This is a genomic window from Sphingobium sp. LSP13-1-1.1, assembly GCF_040676415.1.
Taxonomy (GTDB): domain Bacteria; phylum Pseudomonadota; class Alphaproteobacteria; order Sphingomonadales; family Sphingomonadaceae; genus Sphingobium.
Map to the genome: position 1 here is coordinate 398,388 of NZ_JBEGHU010000012.1, position 26,823 is coordinate 425,210.

Consider the following 26,823-nt stretch of genomic DNA (forward strand, 5'->3'; position numbering starts at 1 on the left):
CAGGGCAGGGGCCATGCGGGTGCTTTCGGTCGCATCCGAAGTCTATCCGCTGGTGAAGACCGGCGGATTGGCCGATGTGGCCGGCGCATTGCCCGGCGCGCTGGCGGCGCAGGGCGTGGAGGTCAGGACGTTGGTGCCCGGCTATCCGGCTGTTCTGTCGCGCCTCGGCAAGGCAAAGCCGCTGCGCCGCTATGACGCGCTGTTCGGCGCATCGGCGGCGGTACTGGCGGCGAAGCTGGGCGAACTGGACCTGCTGGTGCTGGACGCCCCCGACTTTTTCGCGCGGGAGGGCGGCCCCTATGGCGATTCGGCCGGGGGCGAATGGCCAGACAATTGGAAACGCTTCGCCGCCCTGTCCCGCGCAGGGGCGGACATAGCGGCCGAGGGGGTGAAGGGCTGGCGACCCGACCTCGTCCATGCGCATGACTGGCAGGGGGCGATGACCGCAGCCTATATGCGCTTCGGGCCGGCCCATGCGGTGCCCAGCGTGGTGACAATCCACAATCTGGCCTTCCAGGGGCGCTTCGGCGCGGACGTCTTTCCGCAGCTCGGCCTGCCGCCCGAAGCATGGGGCGTCGACGGCGTCGAATATTATGGCGGCACCGGCTATCTGAAGGCCGGGCTTGTCTCGGCCGACGCGATCACCACCGTCAGCCCCACCTATGCCAACGAAATCCGCTCCCCGGTGCATGGCATGGGACTGGATGGCCTGATCAACGGGCGCTCCGACAGGCTGCACGGCATATTGAACGGCGTGGATACCGCCATATGGGATCCCGCCGCCGATCCCCTGATCGCCAGGCCGTTCAGCGCGCGGGCCCTGGGCGGGCGCAGCGCCAGCCGACGGGCCCTGGAAGCGCAGTTCGGCCTAGACCGCGACGACGCGCCGATCTTCATCATCGTCAGCCGCCTTACCTGGCAAAAGGGGATGGACATGGTCATGGATGCCATCGACCATCTGGTGGGGCTGGGCGGCAAGCTTGCGCTTCTGGGATCGGGCGATCATGTGCTGGAGGGCGCGTTCCTGGCGGCGGCGGACCGGCATCGCGGGCGGGTGGGCGCGCGGATTGGCTATGACGAGCCGATGTCGCACCTGATGCAGGCGGGGGGCGACGCCATATTGATCCCATCCCGCTTCGAACCCTGTGGCCTGACCCAGCTTTACGGCCTTCGCTATGGCTGCGTGCCGGTGGTGGCTCGGGTCGGCGGCCTGGCCGACACGGTGATCGACGCCAATGAAGCTGCCGTCGGCGCGGGAGTGGCCACCGGCATCGTCTTCCCCCCGTCCGACCCGCTCGCCCTGCACGGAGCCATTGCGCGCGCCATCCGGCTCCATGCGCAGCGGCCGACATGGCAGGCGATGCAGCGTGCCGGCATGCACGCCGACTTTTCCTGGACCCGCAGCGCGGCGCGCTACGCGGCGCTGTTCCACGCACTGATCCAGACCAGGGCATGAGCGCTGAGGCGCTGGGTCCGGACCTGCACGGCCATGGAACCCGTTTCCGCGTCCATGCGCCCGATGCGCACCAGCTCTGGCTGTGCCTGTTCGACGCCGGGGATCGCGAGCAACGCCTGCCCATGGCAAGGGACGATGCGGGGGGCTGGTTCGTCGATGCGCCCGGCGTGGGGGACGGCGCGCGCTATGGGCTGCGTGCCGATGGTCCCTATGATCCCGATACTGGTCTGTGGTTCGATCCGGCCAAGCTGTTGCTCGATCCCTATGCCATCGCCATCGACCGGCCGTTCACCTATGACCCGATGCTGGCAGCGCCGCGCCACGAGGGCCGGGACACAGCGGTCCTGATGCCCAGGGGGGTGGTGACCGCGCCCTTGCCCGGGATCGCTCCAGAACCGCCGATCTTCCGGCCCGGCGGGCTGATCTATGAAGTGCAGGTCCGCGGCTTCACCATGCTGCATCCCGACGTTCCGGAGGCGCAGCGCGGCACCATAGCCGCCCTTGGCCACCCCGCAGTGGTCGAGCATCTGCGCCGTCTGCACGTTTCCGCCATCGAACTGATGCCGATCAACGCCTGGATCGACGAGCGGCATCTGGGGCCGCTGGGGCTGCGCAACGCCTGGGGCTATAATCCGGTCAGCTATTTCGCGCTCGATCCCCGGCTGGCACCCGGCGGCATGGCGGAATTGCGCGGCGCGGTGGATGTGCTGCATGCCGCGGGGATCGGCGTTATCCTGGACATGGTCTATAATCATGACGGGGAAAGCGACCGTCTGGGGCCTACCCTGTCGCTCAGGGGCCTGGATGCGCGCAGCTATTTCCGGCACGAACCGGACGGCCGCCTGATCAACGATACGGGCACGGGGAACAGCATCGACTGCAACCATCCCGTCGCGCAGCGGCTGATCCTGGATTCGCTGCGTCATTTCGTCACCGTGGCGGGCGTCGATGGCTTTCGTTTCGACCTTGCTCCCGCTCTCGGGCGGCTGCCTGCGGGTTTCGACAGCGACGCGCCCTTGCTGGCGGCGATGCGCGGCGATCCGCTCCTCTCCGACCGCATCCTTGTCGCGGAACCGTGGGACATCGGTCCAGGCGGTTATCAACTCGGTCGGTTCGGGGAGAACTGGCTGGAATGGAATGATCGCTATCGGGACGATCTGCGCCGCTTCTGGCGCGGGGATGACGGCATGATCGGCGCACTGGCGACGCGGCTTGCGGGATCGTCCGACATATTCCACGCCGCTCCGGCAACGCGCACCGTCAATTTCCTGGCTGCTCATGACGGCTTCACGCTGGCGGATGTGACCGCCTATGAACATCGCCGCAATGAAGCCAATGGCGAACAGAATCGCGACGGCCATGGCGAGAATTTCAGCTGGAACAACGGGGCCGAGGGGGAGAGCGCCGATCCGGACGTCCGGGCCGCGCGGCGACGCGATATCATGGCGCTGCTCGGCACGCTGTTCTGCTCGCGCGGCGCGATCATGCTGACCGCCGGCGACGAGTTCGGGCGGACGCAGCATGGCAACAACAATGCCTATGCGCAGGATAATGCGATCGGCTGGATCGACTGGCAGGGACGGGACCGGGAGATCGAGGCACATGCCTTCGCCCTTGCCGCCCTGCGCGCAGCGACGCCGGATTTGCATCGTACCGACTGGCTGTCCGAAGCCGACGTGGAATGGCTGGACGAGCAGGGCCAGCCGATGACCGTCTCGCAATGGGAGCAACCTGACCGCCGCTGTCTGGCGATGCGGTTCCGCAGTTCGGGCTTCAGCGTCTTCATCAATGGCGATGATGTGCCCCACGACTTCGGCACCGTGCACGTTCCTGCGCGAACCGTACTGCCCATCCTGGCTGGACAGCCCAGCGGCCCGAACAGCCTGCCGACGCAAAGCGCATGAGGCTGCAAAAGCCGAAATCGATTACGCGCTGGAACCAGACAATGCCGCGCTGATCCGTTACTGGAACCAGATCGGTGGTTAAGTCGTTCATCTTGCAGAAAGAAAGGGAGAAGGCAGATGGACGATGCGCTAAAGCCGCATGCCATGTTCGGCATATTGTTCGGCCTGCTGGTTTCAATCGAGATCTGGTGCTTCGCCGCACTGCTGATCCACGCCGTCGATTGACGAGACATCGAAGATCAGCGGGATGGTGAGCCCTGCTGGATTCGAACCAGCGACCTACTGATTAAAAGTCAGTTGCTCTACCGACTGAGCTAAGGGCCCTCATGTCCTGAGGTCCGCACGCACTAGAGGCGGCGGTGCGGCTGGTCAACCTCCAGAAATCGCTTTTCGCAAGCGGAAGCGCAAATGGCGGATCGAAAGCCGCGATACAGGGTCGCGCCATCCAGGCACGATGGCGTGCAGCGGTTCCAGCACGAAATCGCGGCTGCGAAAGTCTGGATGCGGTATGTGCAGCGACCGGCTGTTCCAGCGACCGCCGGACCAGAGAATGATGTCGATGTCCAGGCGCCTTGGCCCCCAGCGTCTGAACCGCCGCCGGCCAAGCATGCATTCTATCGCCTGCAATTGCGACAGCATCTCCTCGGGCGGCAGGCGGCTCTCCACCAGCAGCGCGCCATTGGCGAAGATCCGCCGCGACGGACCGATCGGCGGGGTCCGCATGACGGGTGCGACGTCGAGAACCTGGCCCAACGCCGCGATCCGGCGAACCGCCTCGTCCAGCAGGCGCGCGGGAGTCATCCGCGCCGAAAGGGCCCGGTTTGATCCCAAAGCGAGGGCGTAAAGATGACGAGCGCTTGTCTTGGCCATGGAGCAGCGCCTATCCCGTCGCCATGACGCTGAAAAGTCCTATCCCGCAAAGTGAAGCGCCGCATGATTGCCCGCTTTGTCCGCGACTGGCCGCTCTCCGGCAGCAGAATCGCGTCGATCATCCAGGCTGGTGGAATGCGCCGGTCCCGCTCTTCGGCGATCCGCTCGGCCGGATCGCGGTCGTCGGACTTGCGCCCGGCAAGATGGGCGCCAACCGGACGGGGCGCCCTTTTACCGGGGATGATGCCGGCGACCTGCTGTTCGCCACGCTGGGCAAATTCGGGCTTGCCGAGGGTGTTTATGATGCGCGGCCCGATGACGGCCTGACGCTGCGCAACGTCATCATTCTCAATGCCGTCAAATGCCTGCCGCCGCAGAACAAGCCGCTGCCGGATGAAGTCCGCAACTGCCGGGCCTTCCTGAAGCCCGCCGTCGCGGCCTTGCCCCATGCGCAGGTCTTCGTCGCCCTGGGCCAGATCGCGCACCAGTCCGTGGTGAAGGCGCTGGGTGGCAAGCTCCCCAAGGCGCGCTTCGCTCATCTGGCGGAGCATCGCATGCCCAGCGGCAGGATCGTCATCGATAGCTACCACTGTTCGCGATATAATCAGAACACCGGCCGCCTGACCGCCGACATGTTCGAGGCGGTGTTCGAAAGGGCGGTGGAACTGGCGGCGGGCTAGCCCGACTTCCATTCGGCCGGAACCGATCGCCGGTCAGGAAATCGCCCCAGCCGCCGCAGCCTATATGTCCTGCGCGATCCGCGCATAAAGCTCCGGCCGCCGGTCGCGGAAGAAGCCCATGCCGGCACGATGCTGGCGCGCCTGCGCCAGGTCCAGCGTCGCCACCAGCGCGCCATTGTCCTTGCCGTCGGCTTCCGCGGCAAAATCGCCCCACTCGTCGGTGATGAAGCTGTGGCCGTAGAATTTCTGGCCATCCTCCTCGCCAGTGCGATTGGCGGCGATCACGGGCATGCAGTTGCTCACCGCATGGCCGATCATCGCCCGACGCCACATGCGGCTGGTGTCGAGATCGGCGTCATAAGGTTCGGACCCGATGGCCGTCGGATAGAAGAGCATCTCCGCCCCCATCAACGCCATCACCCGCGCTGTTTCCGGATACCATTGGTCCCAGCAGATGCCGACGCCGACGACGCCATATTTCGTGTTCCACACCTTGAACCCGCTATTGCCGGGGCGGAAATAATATTTCTCCTCATAACCCGGCCCGTCGGGAATGTGGCTCTTGCGATAAACGCCCATGATCTCGCCCTCATCGTCGATCATGGCGAGCGAATTGTAATGATGATGGCCGTCGCGCTCGAAGAAGCTGGCGGGGATATAGACGCCCTCCGCCTTCGCCACCTTGCGCATTTCCTGCACGGCGGGATGCTCGTCCAGGGGCAGGGCCCTGGCGAAGAGCTCCTCCTCCTCGACCTTGCAGAAATAGTGGCCTTCGAACAGTTCGGGCGGCAGGACGATCTTCGCGCCGCGCGCGGCCGCCTTGACCACATGGCCCGTGACCATTTCGATATTGTCCGCCCGATCGTCGGAAAAGGCGAGCTGGAGCGCGGCGACGGTAATCTTGGTCATCGGTAACACCCTAAAGACGAATGCCCATGCGGGCCGCAATGGCGACGGTCAGGAGATAGAGCAGGATCGTGACCGCGCAACCCGCGATCAGCGCGGGCGCGAAGGAAACGCCGCGGCGCAGCAACATGGGGATCAGCAGGAACATGGGCAGGGAAGGGATGACGAAATAGAATGTGGCCTCCGCATGGCGGGCCATATTCTCCACGTCCGGCTTGTCGTTCCACAGCCATATCATCCCCAGCACCGAAATCAGCGGCAACGACGCGATCAGCGCGCCCAGCCCCGGATACCGCCGCGACACCACCGACACGATGGCGATGATGATCCCGGAAAGGAGTGCCCGCAGCGCCAGCATCGCGCTCATTCAGGCCGACGGCATCTGCTGGCTGCAACAATGGAAGCTGCCGCCGCCCGACAGGATCGCATCGCTGGGCAACCCGACAATCTCCCGATCAGGGAAGAAGGGTTTGAGGGCATCGAGAGCCGCCTGGTCATTGGGCTGGCCATAAATGGGCACGATGACGGCGGCATTGCCGACAAAGAAATTCATGTAGCTCGCCGGAATGGCCTCCCCATCCACGATCACCCGGCCGGGGGAGGGGATGGAGGCGATGTCGACCCCGAACGCCCTGGCCCGCGCCCACGCATCGGCATAGACGGCTGCATTGGGATCATCCTCCGTGCTCGCTTCGGGCAGGGCGAGCACCCCCGGCGCCACGAAGCGGGCCAGATTGTCGACATGCCCGTCGGTATGGTCGTTGAGCAGGCCGTCGCCCAGCCACAGCATGTCGGACAGCCCCAGCGATCCCGCCAGCAGGGTTTCGATCTTTCCCCGGTCCAGTTCGGGGTTGCGATTGGGGTTGAGCAGGCATTGCTCGGTCGTCACGAACAGGCCCGTGCCATCGGTGTCGACCGCGCCTCCTTCGAACACCCAATTCTGGGTCGATGTGGGCAATCCCGTCGTCGCCGCCAGCCGCGCGCCTATATCCTCGTCGCCCGGCATCCGATATTTGCCGCCCCAGCCGTTGAAGCCGAAGTCCACCAGCGCCCTTTCCCGGCCCCGCATCACCGCGATGGGTGCCGTATCGCGAAGCCACACATCGCCCAGCCTGTGCACGACAACGGCAACCCCAGGCGCCACCAGGGTGCGAGCGGCCTCCGCATCGCCCTCATTGGCGCAGACCAACCGCACCTCCTCGCCCTTGCCGCCGGCATGCAGCGCGCTGGCAAAATCCGCGATCTGCCGCCGCGCACCCTCGAACGCGCCGGGCCATTCCTCGGCAGAGGTGGGAAAGCCGATCCAGCTCCACTCGTGCGGCGCCCATTCGGCGGGCATACGGAAAGTCATCGGCCTGGCTCCTGATTGCAAGCTGTCCTCCGCGCCCTCTACAGGATCGCGTTGCGCATTCCATAGGCATTATGATGAACGGCCTATTTGGGTGGGAAGGGAACCCGTTGAAGGAACACGACAGCGTTTGCGGAAATGGGTGGTTTTCAGTCAGTCAGTCAGTCAGCTTTTGGAGACATGATCGGCGATAGCTGACCTTGCGCGATAAAAATCGTTCGGCAGCAATCGCCCCATTTGGGCCGTTCGGAGCGCCAAAATCGACGCTCCGTTATGGCTGGCCTACATCCTGATCACCTCACGAGATCGTCTTGCGTCCGCTGAGTGCTGCTGCAATCATCAGTCCGCCGATCAGGGAGATATGCTCAAGAACAACGTAGAACTCGAAGGTGCGGTTCGGCTCGGACATCTGCCAGAAGGGATGGGCGATAGGTATCGTGAGTGCCAGAAACACCCCTAGCGCTCCAGCACCGAGCCATGCGAAACGGTCTATGATTATGAGCGTCGAGCCGCCGATCTGGACAATTGTAACCGCCAACGCGAACAGTGCTGCCGGTTCAAGACCGACCATTTCCATCTCAATGACTTTCCCGGAAAAATCGAAGATGCCAGCGAGACCTGCGCTCCAGAAAACAAATGTCAGGACCGTGCGCGCCAGAAAGTTGAACCGGCGGGATGTGAGGATGCGGTGGATTGCGATGGGCATATGTTCCTGTCTCCTTTCATAGCGTCGTGCAGAGCCTTTCCCCGACGACGCAGGGTTAGGCGCAGAGGCTAGGAAGAAGCCGGGCTAAGCCGGCCGCAGGAGACACCACCCTGCAACTCATTTTTCGCGCGTCGGCGACATAGCTGCGAGAGCTTAATTGGGAAAAGGGACAAATTGTCCTACCACTCGGGCATAAGTTCCATGTCGGCTCGCCACTGGATTTCGTCATTCACTATTCGACCCGCCATCGAAGTGAATGACAGGTATCATTGTTCGGATTGTCTGAGAGAAGTGACAGAGATTGGTCGACAGCCGCGGGAAGATCAACCATGACATCCCGCTCATGATGCGTGCCCAATCGGCAACAACGGGTTCAGAAAACATCCTATTTTTTCAACGGAGCGTAATCCGACCTGTCCTACTCGGTGTCGGCCAGACTATCGCGGCATCGCTCTTTGAAACGTCCGACAGATTGTTTCGTCACGCATACGCGCGCGCAGGCACGCGCGCGCATATGGTGTGAACTTCGGCGCCACATTTTGCAAAAAATGGCGGAAAACCGTTATTTCTCCGCTCGGCTCCTGTCGCGGATTGCCCGGAACTCGTCGCCCGGCATCCAATTAGGCCAATCGGTCGTATTCGCCAGCGCACGCCCCACATCATAATAGAGCTTCAGGTCCGCCTTCACCCCGCTCCAATCCCATTTGGGATCATATTCATCCTTGGGGCCGTGATAATGATGCTCCTCATAATCCTTCGCGGCCCTGGCGCCCGCCGCGGGGCCGCCCTTCACCAGATCCTGGCCGCCTTCGAAATAGAGCATCGGCACGCCATGCTTGGCGAAGCTGAAATGGTCGGAGCGATAGTAAAAGCCCTTTTCCGGCGTCGGCTCCAGGCTGGCCACCCGTTTTTGCGCCGCCAGCGCGCGGTCGAGATAGGCATCGAGCTGTGACTTGCCCTTGCCGATCACCACGACATTCTTCGCAAGGCCCGCCATGCTGAGCGCGTCCATATTGACCCCGCCGACCGTCCGGCTGAGCGGAAACACGGGATGATCGCCATAATAGGCTGACCCCAGCAGGCCCGATTCCTCGGCCGTCACGGCCAGGAAAACCTGGCTGCGGTCGGTCGGTCCGGCCTTCACATTGGCTTCTGCCAGAGCCACCAGCGCCGCCGTCCCGGTCGCATTGTCGATGGCGCCGTTGCAGATGTCGTCGCCGTCGGGTGCTGCCTCGCAATGGCCCAGATGATCCCAATGCGCCGCATAGAGGACATATTCGCCAGGCCGCGCCTTGCCGGGGAGCAGCGCCACGACATTTTTCGAGCTATGTTTGCGGATGGCATTGTCGAATGAGACGCTGGCCTTCACATTCCTGAGCGGAACCGCCCTGAAGCCACGCTTCCTCGCCGCCGCCATCAGCGTGTCGAGGTTCAGGCCCGCACTCGCCATCAGCGCCGCGGCCTTGTCCTTCTGGATCCATCCAATGGCGGCCGACTGGTTGGCATTGCCATTGGCGCTGTCGGCGACATGCTGGGCGCCGGTCCAGCTCGACTGCACGACATTCCAGCCATAGGCGGCGGGCACGGTATCATGCACGATGATCGCCGCCGCCGCGCCCTGCCGGGCGGCCTCCTCGAACTTGTAGGTCCAGCGGCCATAATAGGTCATCGCCCGCCCGTTGAACGGGCCGCGCAGCGTCGGGGTCTGGTAATCGGGATCGTTCACCAGGATGACGACCGTCTTGCCCTTCACATTGACGCCGGCATAATCGTTCCACTTCTTTTCCGGCGCATTGATGCCATAGCCGACGAAGACGACCGGGCTGCCCTTCACATCGATGTGCGGCTGGCCGGTGCGGTAGGTGGCGATCACCATTTCAGGCCCGTAGCTGGCCGAAACCGCCGTCTTGCCGCCGGTGAAGCGCAGCGGCGACACATTCTTCGCGTCGATCTCGACCAGGGGCACGTCCTGGAACCAGCTTCCCTTGTTGCCGGGCTTCAGCCCCAGGGCCTCGAAACGCTGCACCAGATAGGCGAGGGTCTTCTCCTCCCCCACCGTTCCCGGCGCGCGGCCTTCATAGGCGTCGGAGGATATCTCCTTCACCACTTCCTTCATCGTCTCGATCGAAGGACCGCCGACGGAGGAGGCCGCCATCGCCGCGCCCCCACTGGCAAGGACGAAGAGAGAAGGGAGGAAAAGCGCGCGCATGGCAAGGCCTTTGAAAAGACTGCGAATGCGCCGTTGATGCCAGTTGGCCGGCCATCAAACAAGCGGGGAGGGCAAACAAGCTGGATGGGCAAACAAACGGAGCGCTCCAACAAGCCGGGCGGGCAAATAAAAAAGGCGGCCCCGAAGGACCGCCTTCCTGAATGTCTCGCCGGAAGCGAAACCGGATCAGCGCGAATAGAATTCGACGACCAGATTGGGTTCCATCTTCACCGGATAGGGCACTTCGTCCAGCGTCGGCACGCGGACATAGGTGACCTTGGCAGCGCCATCCGCGACGACATAGTCGGGGATGTCACGCTCGGGCAGGCTCTGGGCTTCCAGGACCAGCGCCATTTCCTGCGCCTTCTTGCCCAGGGTGATCTCATCGCCCGGCTTCACCAGGCGCGACGCGATGTTGCACTTCACGCCGTTCACATAGACGTGGCCATGCGAAACCAGCTGGCGCGACGACCAGATGGTCGGGGCGAACTTGGCGCGATAGACGACGGCGTCCAGACGGCGCTCCAGCAGGCCGATCAGGTTCTGGCCGGTGTCGCCCTTCATGCGCGCGGCTTCGGTGTAGTTCTTCTTGAACTGCTTTTCGGTGATGTCGCCATAATAGCCCTTCAGCTTCTGCTTGGCGCGCAGCTGAATGCCATAGTCGGACATCTTGCCCTTGCGGCGCTGGCCGTGCTGGCCGGGGCCATATTCACGCTTGTTGACCGGGCTCTTCGGGCGGCCCCAGATGTTCTCGCCCATGCGGCGGTCGAGTTTGTACTTGGCGCTTGAACGCTTCGACATGATATGGTCCTAGACAATTGCTTCAACGTTGTTCCCGGTATCGCCTGCGATCCGTATTTCAGGGGCAGGGCCACCGCTTCACCGGGATGCGGAGCCAATCGCGAAGCGGCGCCTATGGCGAAGGGCGCGGGGCATGTCAACCCTCGACAGCCTGGCGTTCCGGCCTTAGGTGAGCGGGCCATGAACCCCGAAAGCTACACGACCATGGCCGAAGTCCGCGCGGGCGTGGATGAACTCGACCGCCAGCTTGTCGCCCTGCTTGCCCGCCGTTTCGCTCATATGCGCGCCGCTGCCCGCATCAAGCCGGATCGCGGCGCCGTCCGTGACGAAGCGCGCAAGGCGGAGGTCATAGCCAATGCACAGGCCGAAGCAGAGCGTCTCGGTATCCCCGCCGATGTGGTCGGGGCGCTGTGGGAAATGTTGGTCGAAGCGTCGATCGCTTATGAAATGAACGAGTTCGATCGGCTCAGGAGCTAGAATCGCAACGTAGTTCAGCGCGCGCGGGGATGGCCCAGTGCGGACAGGACGCCGCGCAAGGTCCGAACCTCAAGATGGTTCCAGCCGGGCTTGGTCAGCAGGTTCCGCAGGGTTCGCTTGGTCGCGGGCGCCCGGTCCGGCGGGAAGAAATAGCCGGCCCCTTCCAGCAGCGTCTCGAACTGCGCGATCATCCCCTCCAGCTCCGCCTGCGGCGCCGGCTCGCCCAGATCGACCACGGTCGGCTGCTCCAGCAAAGCCTGTTTCGACCACTCATAGGCGCACAGGATCACCGCCTGCGCCAGGTTGAGTGATCCGAATTCCGGATTGATCGGCACCGTCAGTATCTTCCGCGCCAGTGCCACATCCTCGGTCTCCAGCCCCGATCGCTCAGGCCCAAAGACGAAAGCGGAACGTCCCGTGGCGCCGTGGATTTCCCGTGCCGCCTCTTCGGGCGTCACAACAGGCTTGGTCACGCCCCGCTTGCGCACGGTCGTCGCATAGACATGCGCGCAATCGGCCACGGCGTCGGCCAGCGTCTCGAACACCTCCGCCTTGTCCAGCACCGCATCGGCGCCTGCCGCAGACGGCCCGGCATCGGGATTGGGCCAACCGTCGCGAGGCGACACCAGCCGCATTTCGGTCAGCCCGAAATTCAGCATGGCCCGCGCCGCCTTGCCGATATTCTCGCCAAGCTGCGGGCGAACGAGCACGATGACGGGGGGAGGGGGAGAGTCGGCTAGAGCCTCAATCACTCCCCACCTCCTTCACCGTGGAGGCGAAATCCTCGAAATCCCGCGCATCGGTGAAGTCCTTGTACACGCTGGCGAAGCGGATATAGGCGACGCTGTCGAGGCGTTTCAGCCCTTCCATCACCATCTCCCCGATGGCGCGTGCAGGAACCTCGCCGTCGCCCGAAGTCTCCAGTTGCCGCTGGATGCCGGAAATCAGCTTCTCCAGCCGGCTTGGATCGATCGGCCGTTTTCGGGAGGCGATGCCGATGGAGCGCGCCAGCTTGTCGCGGTCAAAGGCTTCCTTGCGCCCCTCGCTCTTCACCACCCAGATATCGCGAAGCTGAATCCGCTCGAAGGTGGTGAAGCGCGCACCGCAGGCTTCGCATTGCCGCCGGCGACGGATGGCGGCGCCATCCTCCGTCGGGCGGCTGTCCTTCACCTGGCTGTCGTCATGGGCGCAGAAGGGGCAACGCAAGGGCGCTTACCCTTCGTAGATCGGGAAGCGGGCGCAGAGGGCGGAAACGCGCTCGCGGACATTGGCTTCCACGGCGGCATCGCCATGCTCGCCATGATCGCGCAGCCCTTCCAGAACATCCGCGATCATGTCGCCAATCGCCTCGAACTCCGCAACGCCGAACCCGCGCGTCGTTCCCGCAGGGGAACCGACCCGTATACCGCTGGTCTTGGTCGGCGGCAGCGGGTCGCCCGGCACGCCATTCTTGTTGCAGGTGATGAAGCTGCGCTCCAGCGCCTCGTCCGCATCCTTGCCCGAAATGCCATAGGGGCGCAGGTCGATCAGGGCGAGGTGCGTGTCGGTGCCGCCGGAAACGACCGCCAGGCCGCGCTGCTCCAGCTTTGAGGCCAGCGCCTTCGCATTGGTGACGATCGCCTGGGCGTAGGTCTTGAATTCAGGCCGCAGCGCTTCGCCGAAGGCGACCGCCTTCGCCGCGATCACATGCATCAGCGGCCCGCCCTGAAGGCCGGGGAACACCGCCGAATTGATCTTCTTCGCAATGGCCTCGTCATCGGTCAGGATCATGCCGCCACGCGGGCCACGCAGCGTCTTGTGCGTGGTGGTGGTCACGACATGGGCGTGGCCGAAGGGCGTCGGATGCGCACCGCCGGCCACCAGGCCTGCAAAATGCGCCATATCCACCATCAGCAGTGCGCCGACCTTGTCCGCGATCGCGCGGAAGCGGGCGAAGTCGAGGTGGCGGGGATAGGCCGAACCGCCCGCGATGATCAGCGTCGGCTTGGCCTCGATCGCCTGCGCCTCCAGCGCGTCATAGTCGATGAGGTGAGTATCCTCGCGCACGCCATATTGCACGGCATTGTACCATTTGCCCGACAGCGCGGGCTTGGCGCCATGGGTCAGGTGCCCGCCGGCATCCAGCGACAGGCCCATGATGGTGTCGCCCGGCTTCGTCAGCGCCAGCATCACCGCGCCGTTCGCCTGAGCGCCCGAATGGGGCTGCACATTGACGAAGCCGCAATTGAAGATTTCCTTCGCCCGGTCGATGGCCAGCTGCTCGACTTCATCGGAAGGCGCGCAGCCCTGATAATAGCGCTTGCCCGGATAGCCTTCGGCATATTTGTTGGTGAAGACGCTGCCCTGCGCCTCCAGCACCGCCCTGGACACGATATTTTCCGAAGCGATCAGCTCGATCTGGTTCTGCTCGCGCTTCAGTTCCCTGGTGACGCCCGCGAAGACCGCCGGATCGGCTTCGGCCAGGCTGCGCGTGAAATAGCCTTCGGAACGAATGTCCGACAGGGCGGGCTGGGTGAGGGTGGCGGTGCTCATAGGGCAGGCTCCTTAAAGCGCGGGCTGGGAGAGTTTCTCGACACGGCCGGCATGGCGGCCACCGCCGAAATCGGTGGAAAGAAAGGCGGAGACGCAGGCCTTGGCCATGTCCACGCCGGTCAGGCGCGCGCCCATGGCCAGGACGTTGGCGTCATTATGCTCGCGGCTGAGCGCGGCCGACAGCGGCTCCGACACCAGCGCGCAGCGACAGGCAGGGTTGCGATTCACGGCAATGGAAATGCCGATGCCCGATCCGCACAGCGCGATGCCGCGTTCGGCAGCACCCGAAGCCACCGCCGTCGCGAGCTTGTAACCAAAGTCGGGATAATCCACCCGGTCCGCAGTCGCCGGACCCAGATCGTCGACCTCATGCCCTTCAGCGCGCAGCCAATCGGCAAGTTCCGCCTTCAGATCGACGGCGGCATGGTCGGAGGCGATAGCGATTTTCACGGCAAATTCGTCCTGTCACGCAAAAGGTGATTCGTTCCCGCGCCTCATAGGGGCTGATCCGCGATATTGCCACAGTCCACCCGCCCACCTATGGCCTGCTTCATGGCTGGCACGATTTTATCGATATTGATGCTCGCGGGCATGGCGCTGACCGGCGGCGGCATATACGCCATCGCGAAGCGGGGCGACCGCAAGCGTGGCACGCTGATGATCCTGGCCGGGCTGGTGATGTTCGCCAATGTCGCCATTTCCGCCATTCCGGGGCCGGACCTGTCGCTGCCGGGACATGGCCGCTAGGCGCGAAGTGCCACCGCGGTCAGCAAATCAGTCTGGGTAATCAGGCCGCACAGCATCCGGTCGTCGTCCACCACGATCGCCTCGCGCCGCGCTCCGCCGGTCAGGGGCCGCAGCAGCGCCGCCACCGGCGTATCGGCATGCACCACATAGGGCGCAGAGGCGATGTCGCGCACCCGCTCCCCCTGGCGCGCCAGGTCCAGGGGGCCGACCACGCCCTGCACGCGCCCGGATCTGTCCAGCACCGGCAAGGACAATAGCTGCCTCAGGTGGAGCAGTTCCCGCGCCTCGGCCACCGGCCGGTCTTCTTGGACGGAGATGACGTCCCGCGACATGATCTCGCCGCATGTCAGCCGGCCATGCGCCCGTTCGGCGGCGCGCATTTCCGCGTCATGCAGAACCATCTGCAAATCGGCCGCATCCACGTCCAATGTCTCGCCATAGGCGTGCAACGCCTCCTCGACGTCCTGTTCCGACGGCGTGCGCAGGACCGGCGCAGGATCGCTGGTGCCATGGGCGCTGGACGCCTTCGCCACGATATGCGGATAATTATGTCCGGCTATCCGATGGAAGATGATCGCCACCATCACCAGCAACGCGGTGTTCACCGCCACTGGCACAAAAGCGAACATATAGCCGGGCGCCCCATGGGTGGCGCCCAGCACCGTCGACAGTGCTACCGCTCCACCCGGAGGATGAAGGCACCGGAAGAGCGACATCGCACCAATTGCGCAACCCACGGCCAATGCGGCGGCGATGGTGGGATCGGGGATCAGTTTCGCCACGGTGATCCCGGCCAGGGCCGACACCACATTGCCGCCAAAGACCGACCATGGCTGGGCCAGCGGACTGGCCGGCACGGCAAAGAGCAGCACGGCCGAGGCGCCCATGGGCGCAACCAGCAGCGGGTGGGCGATCCCGTTACCCAGCATCAGCCCGCACAGCAGGCCGGTAATGGCGATGCCGCCAATGGCGCCGCTCGCCGCCTTCAACCGGTCCAGAAAACCCGGCCCCGCCGGAGCGGGAACGAAGGCGCTGTAATAACGGCTCCAGATCAGCCGGGATTCGTTCTTCTGCTCACTCATCGCGCTTGGCGGCTAGATAGAACAGATCATCAGGCCAAGCGCAAAATTCCTCTGCCACCTCAACCCCAACTTCTCAGCGACAGCTTCCCTCTCGCATGCGGAACCGTTGCAGGGCCTGACCCAAGGCGCGAAAAGAAAAGGGGCCGCCGGAGCAGCCCCTGAAACTTCAGCATCGGGCCGGGCTCACCGAATGGGCGAATCGGGCGATAGGCGCATGTCGAGATAGTTGTCGACCGACTTCATGAGCTGCTCCAGCTCATGCTCGAAAAAGTGGTTTGCGCCACGGATTTCGTCATGATGGATGGTGATGCCCTTCTGCGTGCGCAGCTTGTCGACCAGCTTCTGCACCGCGCTTGCCGTCACGACCTCGTCCGCCGTCCCCTGCACGATGATGCCGGAGGAGGGGCAGGGCGCCAGGAAGGAGAAGTCATACATGTTGGCCGGCGGCGCGACCGAGATGAAGCCCCGAATTTCCGGACGGCGCATCAACAGTTGCATGCCGATCCACGCGCCGAAGGAAAATCCGGCGATCCAGGTGGTCTGGGCCTCCGGATGGAAGCTCTGCACCCAGTCGAGCGCGGCGGCGGCATCCGACAATTCGCCAATGCCGTTGTCGAACGTGCCCTGGCTGCGTCCCACGCCCCGGAAGTTGAAGCGCAACGTCGCGAAGCCGCGCCGCACAAAGGTCTTGTAGAGCGCCTGGGTGATGCGGTCGTTCATCGTGCCGCCACCCTGGGGATGCGGATGAAGGATCATCGCGACCGGCGCGCGGGGGCGGGGCGGGGGGCTGAAGCGGCCTTCGAGACGGCCTTCGGGTCCGGGGAAAATAACGTCGGGCATGGCACCTGTTATGGTTCTGGGCTGCCCGACCCAAAACAGGGCGGGCCGCGAATGGAGGGGGCGCAGCAGCCAGCGCTGGCGCTGTGCGACAGACCGCCTATATAGAAGTCGCCACCATTTCCGCAATCAATGAGTCTTCCCAGATCCGTGGCTTCCAACCGTCTCTATCTGGATCATGCCGCCACCACGCCGATCCTGCCCCAGGCGAGGGCAGTGATGGTCGAGGCGCTGGCGAACTGGTCCAATCCATCCAGCCCGCATGGCGATGGCCGCGCCGCCCGTGCCGCGCTGGAGGATGCGCGGCGGCGCATCGGTGCCGCGCTGGGATGGGGCGGGCACATCATCTTCACCTCCGGCGCGAGCGAAGCGATCGCCATCGCGCTCGGCCGCGTCAAGGCGGACCGAGTCCTGACCTCGCCGGTGGAGCATGATTCGGTCCTGCGCGTCACCCCGCATGCCGAACGGTTGCAGGTGGACGCGAATGGGCTTCTTCGTCTTTCCCATCGGCACGGGGATGAAGGGCGTAAGACCATCCTCGCCATCCAGCACGTCAACAATGAGACCGGCGTCATCCAGCCTCTCGATGCGCTCGACCGTGAAGGCGCGCTCCTCTTCGCGGACTGCGCCCAGAGCGCGGGCAAGCTTCCCCTCCCCGATGCCGACATGATCGCGATCAGCGCGCATAAATTCGGCGGCCCTCCGGGCATAGGCGCGCTGCTGATCAAGGATCTTGCCCTGATCCATCCCAGCGGCGGCCAGGAACAGGGCTATCGCCCCGGCACCGAAAACCTGCCCGCCATCCTCGCCATGGCGGCGGCGCTGGAGGCGCGCGAGGACTGGCTGCCCAAAGCGGCGACCCTTCGCGCCAGGCTGGACGCCGCCATCGAGGCATCCGGCGGCGAGATCGTCGCTCGCGACGCCCCGCGCATCCCTTCCATCGCCAGCTACCGCATGCCCGGCCTGTCCGCTCGCGCCCAACTCATCCAGTTCGACCTTGCGGGCATTTCCGTTTCGGCGGGCAGCGCCTGTTCTTCAGGCTCGCTCAAGACCAGCCATGTCCTCCACGCCATGGGATGGGACGATGCGCAGGCGGGCGAAGTCGTCCGCGTCAGCTTCGGCCCGGATACCGGCGAGGCGGAGGTGGATCGCTTCGCCGCGGCCTGGACATCGATGGCGGCGCGGGCGCGATGACGATCTATCTCGATTATCAGGCGACGACGCCTCTCGCGCCCGAAGCTTTCGACGCGATGGTTCCGCTGCTCCGCGGCCAGTTCGCCAATCCGCACAGCCCCCACCGGCTGGGCCGGGCGGCCACCGCGCAGGTGGAGCTGGCCCGCTCGGAAATCCTGAGGCTGCTGCCGGAGGGCGGGCGCCTGATCTTCACCTCCGGCGCGACGGAAGCGCTAAACCTGGGCATTCAGGGCGCACCGGCGGGCGGCATCGTCACCATCGCGACCGAACATGCCGCTGTCCTCGACACGGTCGACGCGCTGCGCAGGACCGGGCGGGACGTCACGATCCTGCCGGTTCGCCATGACGGCATCGTCGACCTTGAAGAGGCAGCCAGGGCGATCCGGCCCGGCACGGCGCTCGTCGCGGCCATGCTGGTCAATAACGAGATCGGCGTTATCCAGCCTGTCGCGGAACTCGCGGACCTTGCGCGCACGGCTGGCGCGCTGTTTCTCTGCGACGCCGTTCAGGGCTATGGCCGGGTGCCTGTCCCATCCCGATGCGACATGATCGCGATCAGCGCCCACAAGATCCATGGGCCCAAGGGCGTCGGTGCGCTCTGGCTGCGCGACGACGTGGCCCTGGCGCCCATCATCCACGGCGGCGGGCAGGAGGGTGGCCTGCGTTCGGGTACCCTTTCGCCGGCCCTGTGCGCCGGCTTCGGCGTCGCTGCGCGGCTGATGCGTGAACGGGCGGAAAGCGACCGCCTTCATGTGGAAGCGCTCTGGACCGCTGCTCGCGATCTCTTCTCCCAATGGACGCTCAACGGCAGCGAAAATTTGCGCTATTATGGCAATCTGAACCTCCGTCGTTCAGGAGTCGACGGTGCGCGGCTGTTGTCGGAATGCCGTGATGTCGCTTTTTCGCTCGGCAGCGCTTGCGCAAGTGGGTCCGGGCGGCCTAGCCATGTTCTGCGCGCACTCGGCCTTTCAGATGCGGAGGCGCGCGGATCGGTGCGGATCGGCTTTGGCCGGTACACGACGCTGACCGAATTGGAGGATGCTGCGGAAACAATGAACAGGGCAGCCCAAATATGGGCGCCTTGAGGCATGGTGCGGAAAAGCGGAAAACCGTTTGCGCCCCATGTGACACCATAAAGCGGGGAACGCATATAATGACCAGGGTCGTCTTCGTCAGCGCCGATGGAGAGCATAAGCAGGAGGTCGAAGCGCCGACGGGCGCCGTGCTGCTGGAGGTCGCGCAGGCCGCAGGCCAGCCGCTCGAAGGCACTTGCGAGGGGCAGATGGCCTGCTCGACATGCCATGTCATCGTCGACGCCGCAGATTTTCCGAAGCTCAAGCGGGCGAGCGAGGATGAGGAAGACATGCTGGACCTTGCCGCCGCCGCTACCCGCACCAGCCGGCTGTCCTGCCAGATCGTACTGGACGAAAAGCTCGACAGTCTGACGGTCCGCATTCCGGGCGAATCCTACAATATGCAGGGAATGTGAGCTTGCCAAAACGCTTGATCCCTGCGGTTCTGCTGCTCGCCGCGCCGGCGTCCGCGCAGCAGGAAACCCCGCGACCATCGCTCCTGCCGCCCGCCCCTCGCTATATAATAAGCGAATCCGCGCTGGCGTCTGTCCGCAATCCCAAGGAGATTGAGAGCGCGACCGGCGGCCGGCTGGGCGTGGCGCTGGTGGACAGCAAGGGCGCGTTGATGCTGGGCTTCAACCCGCACGAGCGCTTCGCCATGTGTTCGACCTTCAAGGCACCGCTCGCCGCTGCCGTGCTGACCGGCGCGGAAGGCGGCAAGTTCGGGCTGGAGGGACAGATCAGCTTCAGCAAGGCCGATCTTCTGGATTATGCCCCTGTCGTGAAGGCGAACCTCAAGCGCGGCCGCATGTCGATGGAGGAACTGGCGGCGGCAGCGGTCGAGGTCAGTGACAACAGCGCGGCCAACCTGTTGCTGCCCATGGTCGGCGGGCCGGAAGGCCTGACCCGTTTCATCCGCGCCCATGGCGACATGGTGACCCGGCTCGATCGTAACGAGCCTTCGCTCAATCAGAATGTCGAGGGCGACGAGCGCGATACGACCAGTCCGGCCGCCATGGCCGGCCTGATGGGCCGCCTGATCTTTCGCGACCTCGCGCCGGGCAGTGCCGAAAAGCTGCGCGGCTGGCTCGATGCCAGCACAACCGGGGCCAATCGGATCAAGGCAGGCCTGCCCAAGGGCTGGACCTCGGGCAGCAAGACCGGAAGCTGTGGCACCGCCTATAATGACGTGGCGCTGGTGAAGGCGCCGTCGGGCGAGGAATATGTCCTCGCCATCTATCTCGATCGCCCGACGGTGGATGCGAAGGCCGCCGAAGCCGCCATCGCCGAAACGGCGCGCGCCGCGCTTGATTTTGTGGGGAAGGCGCAGAAGACGGGATTGGAATAAGCCGGCGAGAAGGCGCGCGACCATCGTTTCAGGAACCATCCTGCTCCTGCGAAGGCAGGAACATGTCTCATTTGGAAGCCGCAACGATTGCGCCACCCCTTGCCATCCCTTCCACCTTTCGCCATATGCCGCGCCGGGAGTCGGGCGGGCGTAGTCGTCGCGAACCTGGTCAGGTCCTGACGGAAGCAGCCACAGTGATTTCGCTGCGGGTCGTTCCGGCTCCCACCTCCATCCAAATTCCGTTGGGCCCGGGCTTGTCAAAGCCCTGTTCTTTTCTTTCCACGAAGTCAGGACAGCGCTTCGACAAGCCCGGCGCGAACGGTTAGAACATCGAAATGTCCGATTCCCCCCAGCCCTATCGCGTGCTCGCGCGCAAATACCGCCCGCGCAATTTCCGGGAACTGATCGGGCAGGACGCGATGGTGCAAACGCTGGGCAACGCGATCCGGCGTGGACGCCTGGCCCACGCCTTCCTGATGACCGGGGTGCGCGGCGTGGGGAAAACCTCGACCGCGCGCCTGATTGCCAAGGCGCTGAACTGCATCGGCCCCGACGGGCAGGGCGGCCCCACCATCGATCCCTGCGGCGTCTGTGAGCCATGCAGGGCGATTGCGGAAGGTCGCCATATCGACGTGGTCGAAATGGACGCCGCCAGCCATACCGGCGTCGACGATGTGCGGGAGATCATAGAGGCTGTGCGCTACGCCGCGGTCTCGGCCCGCTACAAGATCTACATCATCGACGAAGTCCACATGCTCTCGAAGAACGCCTTCAACGCGCTTCTGAAGACGCTGGAGGAGCCGCCGGCGCATGTGAAATTCCTCTTCGCCACGACGGAGGTGAACAAGGTGCCGGTGACGGTGCTGTCACGATGCCAGCGTTTCGACCTGCGCCGTATCCCCGCCGAACTGCTGGCCGCCCATTTCGCCCATGTGGTGGAGGCGGAATCGGTCGCCGCCGAACCCGATGCGCTGGCGCTGATCGCCCAGGCTGCCGAGGGTTCCGCGCGGGATGGCCTGTCGATCCTGGATCAGGCCATCGCCCATGCCGAAATGGGTGACGGCGCCCCGCTCGTCACAGCCCTGCAGGTCCGCGACATGCTGGGTCTTTCGGACCGGGGGGCCACGCGCCGTCTCCTGGGCCTGCTGCTGGAGGGGGACACCGGCGCGCTGCTGGGCGCGGTGCGTGACCAATATGCGCTGGGGGTCGAGCCGCTTTCGCTGATGCGCGGCCTGCTGGAACTGGTTCATGCGGTTACGCTGGTGAAGGCTGGCCGCGACATCGCCAGTCCGGGCCAGTCGGCGGAGGAGCGCGAGGCTTTGGCCGATTGGGCGTCGCAACTCGGCTTCGCGCAGCTTCACCGCCTCTGGCAGTTGCTGCTGAAGGGCCATGACGAGGTCGCCAGCGCCACCCTGCCGATCGAAAGCTGTGAAATGGCGCTGCTGCGGGTGATGCATGCCGCAACCATGCCCGATCCGGGAGAGATCGCACGCCTGCTCCGCACTGGCGCGTCCGCTGCTGCTGATCCGGGTCAGGCGCCGGTTGCCGGCCCTGTCGGCTCGCCCGCCGCGAAGCTGCCAGGCAGTTTTGAGGATCTGATCGAGGCCTTCTGGCAACGGGGCAAGGGGCAATTGGCGCAGGAACTGCACGATTGCATCGGCCTTGTCCGTTATGCCGCGCCGGAACTGGATTACGTCCCGACGCCCTCGCTGCCGTCCGATTTCCTCGCCCGCCTGAACCCGGCGCTGCGCGAGGTGACCGGCACGGCCTGGCGCGTCAGTGCGGTCGACGGTCCCGCCGCGCCGACGCTGCAGGAACAGGACATGCGCAAGGCGGCGGACGCCCGCGCGGAAATCATGGAAACCCCGGTGGTCAAGGCGGCGCTCGCCGCTTTCCCCGATGCCGAGCTTGGCAATGAGCTCGAACAATGGAGCGCAGAGCGATGAAGGATCTGAACGAAATATTGGGCATGGCGAACCGCGTGCAGGAGGAACTGCAACGCGCCCAGGAAAATCTCGACAAGCTGGAAGTCGAGGGCAGCGCCGGCGGCGGGCTGGTGAAGGTCCGCGCTTCGGCCAAGGGGCGCATATTGGGCGTCGCCATCGACGACAGCCTGCTTGCCGTATCGGAAAAGCAGATGCTGGAAGATCTCATCACCGCCGCGTTCAACGATGCGCGCAAGAAGGCGGACGAAGTCTCCAGCGCCGAAATGGGCAAGATGACCGCCGGCCTGCCTCTGCCGCCCGGCTTCAAACTGCCTTTCTGATCGCAGCGATGCCGGGGATCAGCCTTTATTCATGATTGCGATCCCATAACGCGTGATTGAACCATGCGGTGATCGTCCCCATAAAGGCGATGAACCGCATGACTGGGTGGATTCTCACCCCGGAGAGTGAATGACTACGCAATATCCCCTGCTTCCCCTGCGTGACATCGTCGTCTTCCCGCAGATGATCGTGCCGCTGTTCGTGGGCCGCGACAAGAGCGTGGCCGCGCTCGAATCCGCGATGGAAGGCGACAAGGAAATCTTCCTCGTGTCCCAGCTCGACCCGGCGGAGGATGATCCGGGGCAGGATTCGCTCTACGACACCGGCGTCATCGCCGTGGTGCTGCAATTGCTGAAGCTGCCCGACGGTACGGTCCGCGTGCTGGTGGAGGGCAAGCAGCGTGCCCGCCTGGACGGCATGGCGCAGGCCGGTGGCCATTTGATCGCCGGCGTGACCGCGGTTGAAGAAATCGCCGCCGAAGGTCCGGAAGCCGCAGCGCTGATGCGGTCAGTCGCCGAACAGTTCGAAAACTATGCCAAGCTCAACAAGAAGCTGCCGGCGGAAACGCCCGTGCAACTTCGTGAGATCGAGGATGCGGGTCGTCTGGCCGACGCCGTTGCCGCCAACATCAACGTCAAGGTCGCCGACAAGCAGTCGCTGCTGGTCGAGGCCGACCCGGTCAAGCGCCTCGAAATGGTCTTCGCCTTCATGGAGGGCGAACTGGGCGTGCTTCAGGTCGAGAAGAAGATCCGCGGCCGCGTGAAGCGGCAGATGGAGAAGACCCAGCGCGAATATTATCTCAACGAACAGTTGAAGGCGATCCAGCGCGAACTGGGCAATGGCGATGGCGAGGAGGGCGACGAACTCGCCGAACTGACCGAGAAGATCGCCAAGGCCAAGCTCAGCAAGGAAGCCCGGACGAAGGCAACGGCGGAGCTCAAGAAGCTGAAGGGCATGCAGCCCATGTCGGCCGAAGCGACGGTCGTGCGCAATTATCTCGACGTGCTGCTGGGCCTGCCTTGGGGCAAGAAGGGGAAGGTCAAGACCGACCTCAAAAAGGCGCAGGCGATCCTGGACGAGGATCATTTCGCGCTGGAGAAGGTCAAGGACCGGATCATCGAATATCTCGCCGTGCAGGCGCGCACGAACAAGCTGAAAGGGCCGATCCTCTGCCTCGTTGGTCCTCCGGGTGTCGGCAAGACCTCGCTCGGCCGCAGCATCGCCAAGGCCACTGGCCGCGAATTCGTGCGCCAGTCGCTGGGCGGCGTGCGTGACGAGGCGGAAATCCGGGGTCACCGCCGCACCTATATCGGCTCGCTGCCGGGCAAGATCGTAACCAACCTCAAGAAGGCCGGGACGATGAACCCGCTCTTCCTGCTGGACGAGATCGACAAGCTGGGACAGGATTTCCGCGGCGATCCGGCTTCTGCTCTGCTGGAGGTGCTCGACCCCGAACAGAACAGCAAGTTCCAGGATCATTATCTGGAAATCGACGTCGATCTTTCGGACGTGATGTTCGTGACGACGGCCAACTCCTTGAATTTGCCGCAACCTTTGCTCGATCGCATGGAGATCATCCGCCTCGAGGGCTATACCGAGGATGAGAAGGTAGAGATCGCGCAGCGGCACCTGCTGCCCAAGCAGATCGACGCCCACGGCCTCAAGGAAGGCGAACTGGACGTCAGTGAAGAGGCGGTGCGCGACCTCATCCGCTATTACACGCGCGAAGCCGGCGTCCGCACCCTGGAACGGGAAGTGGCACGTCTCGCCCGCAAGGCACTGCGCAAGATCCTTGAAGGCGTCTATGACAAGGTGACGATCACGCCGGAGAATCTCGCTGATTATGCCGGCGTGCGGAAGTTCCGCCACGGCGTGGGCGAGGAAGAGCATCAGATCGGCGCCGTGACCGGCCTCGCCTGGACGGAGGTGGGCGGCGAACTGCTGACCATCGAAGCCGTGACCGTGCCGGGCAAGGGCGCGATCAAGACCACAGGCAAGCTGGGCGAGGTCATGAACGAGTCGGTTCAGGCCGCCTTCTCCTATGTGAAGGCGCGTTCGCCCGGTTATGGGATCAAGCCCAGCATCTTCACGCGCAAGGACATCCACATCCACCTTCCCGAAGGGGCCGTGCCCAAGGATGGCCCATCGGCCGGCATCGGCATGGTGACGGCCATCGTGTCGACGCTGACGGGCATTCCGGTGCACAAGGATGTGGCGATGACCGGCGAAGTGACCCTGCGTGGCCGGGTACTGCCCATTGGCGGCCTCAAGGAAAAGCTCCTGGCGGCGTTGCGCGGCGGCATCAAGACGGTGCTCATCCCGGCGGAGAACGAGAAGGATCTTGCGGAGATTCCCGCCAATATCAAGGAAGGGCTGGAGATCGTCCCCGTATCCCATGTGGACGAGGTGCTGGCCCGCGCCCTGATGAGCAAGCCGGAGGCGATCGCCTGGACCGAGGAGGATGATCTCGCCGCCCAGCCGAGTCCGGCGCAGGGGCGGGATGGGGAAGCCTCCATTCGGCATTGATATGGATCAGGAAAGCGGCCTGGGCGGGCTGATCGGCGGGGATTTACCATAAAATCTCGCCAGACTGGCTGCTGACGCCGCTTTCCCTTTGACAAGGCCCGAAAGCTGGGCCTTATTGCGCCGCCTACGCCGCGATTCCTAAACTATCCAAACAGCTAGAAGGGGGTTCCCAAGGCATGAACAAGCAGGATCTTATCAGCGCAGTCGCTGAAAGCAGCGGCCTTTCAAAAAGCGACGCAAGCAAGGCTGTCGAGGGCGTTTTCGACGCCATCACCGGAGCCCTGAAGAAGGGGGACGAAGTCCGCCTTGTCGGTTTCGGCACTTTCTCCGTTTCTCAGCGCAAGGCCTCGACCGGCCGTAACCCGCGCACGGGCGAGACGATGACGATCAAGGCTTCGGCCCAGCCGAAGTTCAAGGCCGGCAAGGGCCTGAAGGATTCGGTAAACTAAAGGGCTCAAGGGGCGCTTCCTCGTGGGCGTCCCATTTTGATTCCAAGCCGGCATCGCGGTTGGCGGAAGTTTCTGTTGGAGAGATTGCCGGATTGAACGCAGCAGGGGCGACGGTTCCCATGCGCGCTGATTTTCCGGGCATGAAAAGGGGTGGAGAGCGTCAGGCTCTTCGCCCCTTTTTCTTTTTATTTCGGTGTCGCTGATTTTTCGCCATGAGGTCGCTTGACGGCGCGGGATGGGCCGCATATGTGGCCTTCTCTCAAGGGGCACAGCCCCTGTGGCGATCGTAGCTCAGTTGGTTAGAGCGCCGGTTTGTGGTACCGGAGGTCGCGGGTTCGGATCCCGTCGATCGCCCCATTTTCCTCTTGGAAGCCCTATTGGGCAGGCACGGCTTCTTCCATTTGCGTCGGGCTGGTCGAAGAGTTGTTCGTCTCCCGCCTCTCCATCATTCAGGGCTTCGCACGGGCGTTGCAGCCCTCTATAGCCCGCTCATGGACGAAGCGCGCGACAAGGGCCTGACCCTCAATCCGAAATATGACAGGGACGGCCTGATCACTGCCGTCGTGACCGATGTGGAAAGTGGCGAGCTGCTGATGGTCGCGCATATGAATGCCGAAGCGCTGCAACTCACCCGCGATACCGGCCTCGCGCATTTCTGGTCGCGCAGCCGCCAGGCGCTGTGGAAAAAGGGCGAGACGTCCGGCCATATGCTCCAGGTGCGCGATCTCCGCATCGATTGCGATCAGGACGCCGTCTGGGTAAAGGCCGCGCCTGCCGGTCCCACCTGCCACACCGGCGCGCGTTCCTGTTTCTTCCGCCGCATCGGTCCGAAAGGCCTGGCACCTGTCGATGCGCCGAACTAGTCTTGCCCTGTTGCTTCTGCTCGCGGCGTGCCAGCGTCAGGCGGGCTCCGCGCCGGGGCCGCGGGATACTGGAATTCAGACCAGTTCGGGCCTGGAGCGCGCCGCCATCGAAACCGGCGTAATCGCGGACGCCGCCAAAGTGCCGCCCGTCGGCCTCTACCAGCGAAAACATGAATCTGGACGCGATGCGCTCTGCGTAATCCCGGCAAAGAATGGCGATTATCGCTTCGGCCTGGAAGCGACCTTCGGGGAGGACCAGAGTTGCGCGGGCGCAGGCACGGCGCGAAGGGCAGGCGACAAGCTGATACTCAGCTTTTCCCGCAGCGATCATTGCATCGTGGTCGCCCAATATGACGGCGATCAGCTGTCATTGCCCGGCGTGGTCGACATGAAATGCACGGAACTCTGCAGGGGACGCGGCTCGCTGGAAGGCGTCAGCTTCCCCCGCGTGGCGAGCGATGCCGCCTCGGCCCTCAACGCGCGTGACAGCCGTGGCGGGCAGCTATGCGAAGCTGATTAAAGCGTCCCCGGAAAAGTAGAAGCCGGCT

General features: G+C 64.2%; 27 protein-coding genes, 2 tRNA genes, 1 other RNA gene and 1 pseudogene. 17 read left to right on the forward strand and 14 right to left on the reverse strand.

The window, feature by feature from the left end:
* Positions 1-13: 13 nt before the first annotated feature.
* The gene (gene glgA / locus MRBLSP13_RS09470) at positions 14-1,456 is read left to right on the forward strand and encodes a glycogen synthase GlgA (protein WP_363754141.1); all 1,443 of its coding nucleotides are present in this window, start codon (positions 14-16) and stop codon (positions 1,454-1,456) included.
* The gene (glgX, locus tag MRBLSP13_RS09475) at positions 1,453-3,360 is read left to right on the forward strand and encodes a glycogen debranching protein GlgX (protein ID WP_363754144.1); all 1,908 of its coding nucleotides are present in this window, start codon (positions 1,453-1,455) and stop codon (positions 3,358-3,360) included. Before glgA ends, glgX begins: the two co-directional genes overlap by 4 nt.
* A 248-nt stretch (positions 3,361-3,608) precedes the next feature.
* Here glgX and MRBLSP13_RS09480 read toward each other — a convergent pair.
* Positions 3,609-3,684: transfer RNA gene (locus MRBLSP13_RS09480), tRNA-Lys, on the reverse strand.
* 45 nt (positions 3,685-3,729) lie between these two features.
* The gene (folK, locus tag MRBLSP13_RS09485) at positions 3,730-4,230 is read right to left on the reverse strand and encodes a 2-amino-4-hydroxy-6-hydroxymethyldihydropteridine diphosphokinase (protein WP_363734968.1); all 501 of its coding nucleotides are present in this window, start codon (positions 4,228-4,230) and stop codon (positions 3,730-3,732) included.
* Positions 4,231-4,253: 23 nt separating this feature from the next.
* Between folK and MRBLSP13_RS09490 the strand changes: the two genes are divergently transcribed.
* Entirely contained in the window at positions 4,254-4,910 is a 657-nt protein-coding gene (locus MRBLSP13_RS09490) for a uracil-DNA glycosylase (RefSeq protein WP_363735387.1), read from the forward strand.
* 60 nt (positions 4,911-4,970) lie between these two features.
* Here the strand turns inward: MRBLSP13_RS09490 and aguB are convergent, their stop codons facing one another.
* From aguB to rpsD, 6 genes are all read right to left on the reverse strand, one after another.
* The gene (aguB, locus tag MRBLSP13_RS09495; protein WP_363754146.1) at positions 4,971-5,819 is read right to left on the reverse strand and encodes an N-carbamoylputrescine amidase; all 849 of its coding nucleotides are present in this window, start codon (positions 5,817-5,819) and stop codon (positions 4,971-4,973) included.
* A 10-nt stretch (positions 5,820-5,829) separates the two neighbouring features.
* Positions 5,830-6,183: a DUF3147 family protein gene (locus tag MRBLSP13_RS09500; protein ID WP_363734966.1), complete on the reverse strand. Its 354-nt coding sequence runs from the start codon at positions 6,181-6,183 to the stop codon at positions 5,830-5,832.
* Positions 6,184-7,167, reverse strand: a complete 984-nt coding sequence (locus tag MRBLSP13_RS09505) for an agmatine deiminase family protein (protein WP_363754148.1) — start codon at positions 7,165-7,167, stop codon at positions 6,184-6,186.
* A gap of 295 nt (positions 7,168-7,462) precedes the next feature.
* The gene (locus tag MRBLSP13_RS09510; protein ID WP_363754150.1) at positions 7,463-7,870 is read right to left on the reverse strand and encodes a DoxX family protein; all 408 of its coding nucleotides are present in this window, start codon (positions 7,868-7,870) and stop codon (positions 7,463-7,465) included.
* Positions 7,871-8,432: 562 nt separating this feature from the next.
* Positions 8,433-10,079: a M28 family peptidase gene (locus MRBLSP13_RS09515; RefSeq protein WP_363754152.1), complete on the reverse strand. Its 1,647-nt coding sequence runs from the start codon at positions 10,077-10,079 to the stop codon at positions 8,433-8,435.
* A gap of 186 nt (positions 10,080-10,265) precedes the next feature.
* Positions 10,266-10,880 (reverse strand): 30S ribosomal protein S4, encoded by a 615-nt coding sequence (gene rpsD, locus MRBLSP13_RS09520; protein ID WP_363734962.1) that lies wholly within the window; start codon positions 10,878-10,880, stop codon positions 10,266-10,268.
* 180 nt (positions 10,881-11,060) lie between these two features.
* On the opposite strand from rpsD, the gene MRBLSP13_RS09525 reads away from it, so the two are divergent.
* Entirely contained in the window at positions 11,061-11,357 is a 297-nt protein-coding gene (locus MRBLSP13_RS09525) for a chorismate mutase (protein WP_363734960.1), read from the forward strand.
* Between the two features lie 14 nt (positions 11,358-11,371).
* Here MRBLSP13_RS09525 and MRBLSP13_RS09530 read toward each other — a convergent pair.
* The 4 genes and pseudogenes from MRBLSP13_RS09530 to rpiB all read right to left on the reverse strand — a co-directional run.
* A pseudogene (locus MRBLSP13_RS09530) lies at positions 11,372-12,085 on the reverse strand (RNA methyltransferase); the annotation flags it as partial.
* A 16-nt stretch (positions 12,086-12,101) separates the two neighbouring features.
* The gene (gene nrdR, locus MRBLSP13_RS09535; RefSeq protein ID WP_133654656.1) at positions 12,102-12,563 is read right to left on the reverse strand and encodes a transcriptional regulator NrdR; all 462 of its coding nucleotides are present in this window, start codon (positions 12,561-12,563) and stop codon (positions 12,102-12,104) included.
* A 6-nt stretch (positions 12,564-12,569) separates the two neighbouring features.
* The gene (glyA, locus tag MRBLSP13_RS09540; protein ID WP_363754154.1) at positions 12,570-13,889 is read right to left on the reverse strand and encodes a serine hydroxymethyltransferase; all 1,320 of its coding nucleotides are present in this window, start codon (positions 13,887-13,889) and stop codon (positions 12,570-12,572) included.
* Positions 13,890-13,901: 12 nt separating this feature from the next.
* A complete protein-coding gene (gene rpiB, locus MRBLSP13_RS09545; protein ID WP_363734958.1) occupies positions 13,902-14,339 on the reverse strand; it encodes a ribose 5-phosphate isomerase B in 438 nt (145 codons plus the stop codon).
* Between the two features lie 102 nt (positions 14,340-14,441).
* Between rpiB and MRBLSP13_RS09550 the strand changes: the two genes are divergently transcribed.
* Positions 14,442-14,636, forward strand: a complete 195-nt coding sequence (locus MRBLSP13_RS09550) for a hypothetical protein (protein ID WP_363754156.1) — start codon at positions 14,442-14,444, stop codon at positions 14,634-14,636.
* Here MRBLSP13_RS09550 and MRBLSP13_RS09555 read toward each other — a convergent pair.
* On the reverse strand, positions 14,633-15,718 hold the full coding sequence (locus MRBLSP13_RS09555; RefSeq protein WP_363754158.1) for an HPP family protein: 1,086 nt from the start codon (positions 15,716-15,718) through the stop codon (positions 14,633-14,635). The two genes, MRBLSP13_RS09550 and MRBLSP13_RS09555, sit on opposite strands and share 4 nt — an antisense overlap.
* Positions 15,719-15,901: 183 nt before the next feature.
* Positions 15,902-16,558, reverse strand: coding sequence for an alpha/beta hydrolase (locus MRBLSP13_RS09560; protein ID WP_133654661.1), 657 nt, complete (start codon positions 16,556-16,558; stop codon positions 15,902-15,904).
* Positions 16,559-16,705: 147 nt separating this feature from the next.
* Here MRBLSP13_RS09560 and MRBLSP13_RS09565 point away from each other — a divergent pair, with 147 nt between their 5' ends.
* From MRBLSP13_RS09565 to MRBLSP13_RS09620, 12 genes are all read left to right on the forward strand, one after another.
* Entirely contained in the window at positions 16,706-17,749 is a 1,044-nt protein-coding gene (locus MRBLSP13_RS09565) for a cysteine desulfurase family protein (RefSeq protein ID WP_363754160.1), read from the forward strand.
* The gene (locus tag MRBLSP13_RS09570; RefSeq protein ID WP_363754162.1) at positions 17,746-18,834 is read left to right on the forward strand and encodes a cysteine desulfurase family protein; all 1,089 of its coding nucleotides are present in this window, start codon (positions 17,746-17,748) and stop codon (positions 18,832-18,834) included. Before MRBLSP13_RS09565 ends, MRBLSP13_RS09570 begins: the two co-directional genes overlap by 4 nt.
* A 68-nt stretch (positions 18,835-18,902) precedes the next feature.
* Positions 18,903-19,238 carry a 2Fe-2S iron-sulfur cluster-binding protein gene (locus tag MRBLSP13_RS09575; protein ID WP_133654664.1) on the forward strand — a complete coding sequence of 112 codons (336 nt, stop codon included), beginning with the start codon at positions 18,903-18,905 and terminating at the stop codon, positions 19,236-19,238.
* Between the two features lie 14 nt (positions 19,239-19,252).
* Positions 19,253-20,170, forward strand: coding sequence for an SGM family class A beta-lactamase (gene blaSGM / locus MRBLSP13_RS09580; RefSeq protein ID WP_363735386.1), 918 nt, complete (start codon positions 19,253-19,255; stop codon positions 20,168-20,170).
* Positions 20,171-20,302: 132 nt separating this feature from the next.
* Positions 20,303-20,400, forward strand: an RNA gene (gene ffs / locus MRBLSP13_RS09585) — signal recognition particle sRNA small type.
* Between the two features lie 105 nt (positions 20,401-20,505).
* A complete protein-coding gene (locus MRBLSP13_RS09590) occupies positions 20,506-22,116 on the forward strand; it encodes a DNA polymerase III subunit gamma/tau (protein WP_363734951.1) in 1,611 nt (536 codons plus the stop codon).
* On the forward strand, positions 22,113-22,436 hold the full coding sequence (locus MRBLSP13_RS09595) for a YbaB/EbfC family nucleoid-associated protein (protein WP_363734949.1): 324 nt from the start codon (positions 22,113-22,115) through the stop codon (positions 22,434-22,436). The genes MRBLSP13_RS09590 and MRBLSP13_RS09595 overlap by 4 nt, the downstream gene beginning before the upstream one ends.
* A gap of 130 nt (positions 22,437-22,566) precedes the next feature.
* Positions 22,567-24,963: an endopeptidase La gene (gene lon, locus MRBLSP13_RS09600; RefSeq protein ID WP_363734948.1), complete on the forward strand. Its 2,397-nt coding sequence runs from the start codon at positions 22,567-22,569 to the stop codon at positions 24,961-24,963.
* 176 nt (positions 24,964-25,139) lie between these two features.
* Positions 25,140-25,412: an HU family DNA-binding protein gene (locus MRBLSP13_RS09605; protein WP_007688799.1), complete on the forward strand. Its 273-nt coding sequence runs from the start codon at positions 25,140-25,142 to the stop codon at positions 25,410-25,412.
* Between the two features lie 280 nt (positions 25,413-25,692).
* A tRNA-His gene (locus tag MRBLSP13_RS09610) sits at positions 25,693-25,769 on the forward strand.
* Positions 25,770-25,903: 134 nt separating this feature from the next.
* A complete protein-coding gene (gene hisI / locus MRBLSP13_RS09615; RefSeq protein WP_363734947.1) occupies positions 25,904-26,275 on the forward strand; it encodes a phosphoribosyl-AMP cyclohydrolase in 372 nt (123 codons plus the stop codon).
* Positions 26,262-26,795, forward strand: coding sequence for a hypothetical protein (locus MRBLSP13_RS09620; RefSeq protein ID WP_363734945.1), 534 nt, complete (start codon positions 26,262-26,264; stop codon positions 26,793-26,795). The genes hisI and MRBLSP13_RS09620 overlap by 14 nt, the downstream gene beginning before the upstream one ends.
* Positions 26,796-26,823 lie beyond the last annotated feature (28 nt).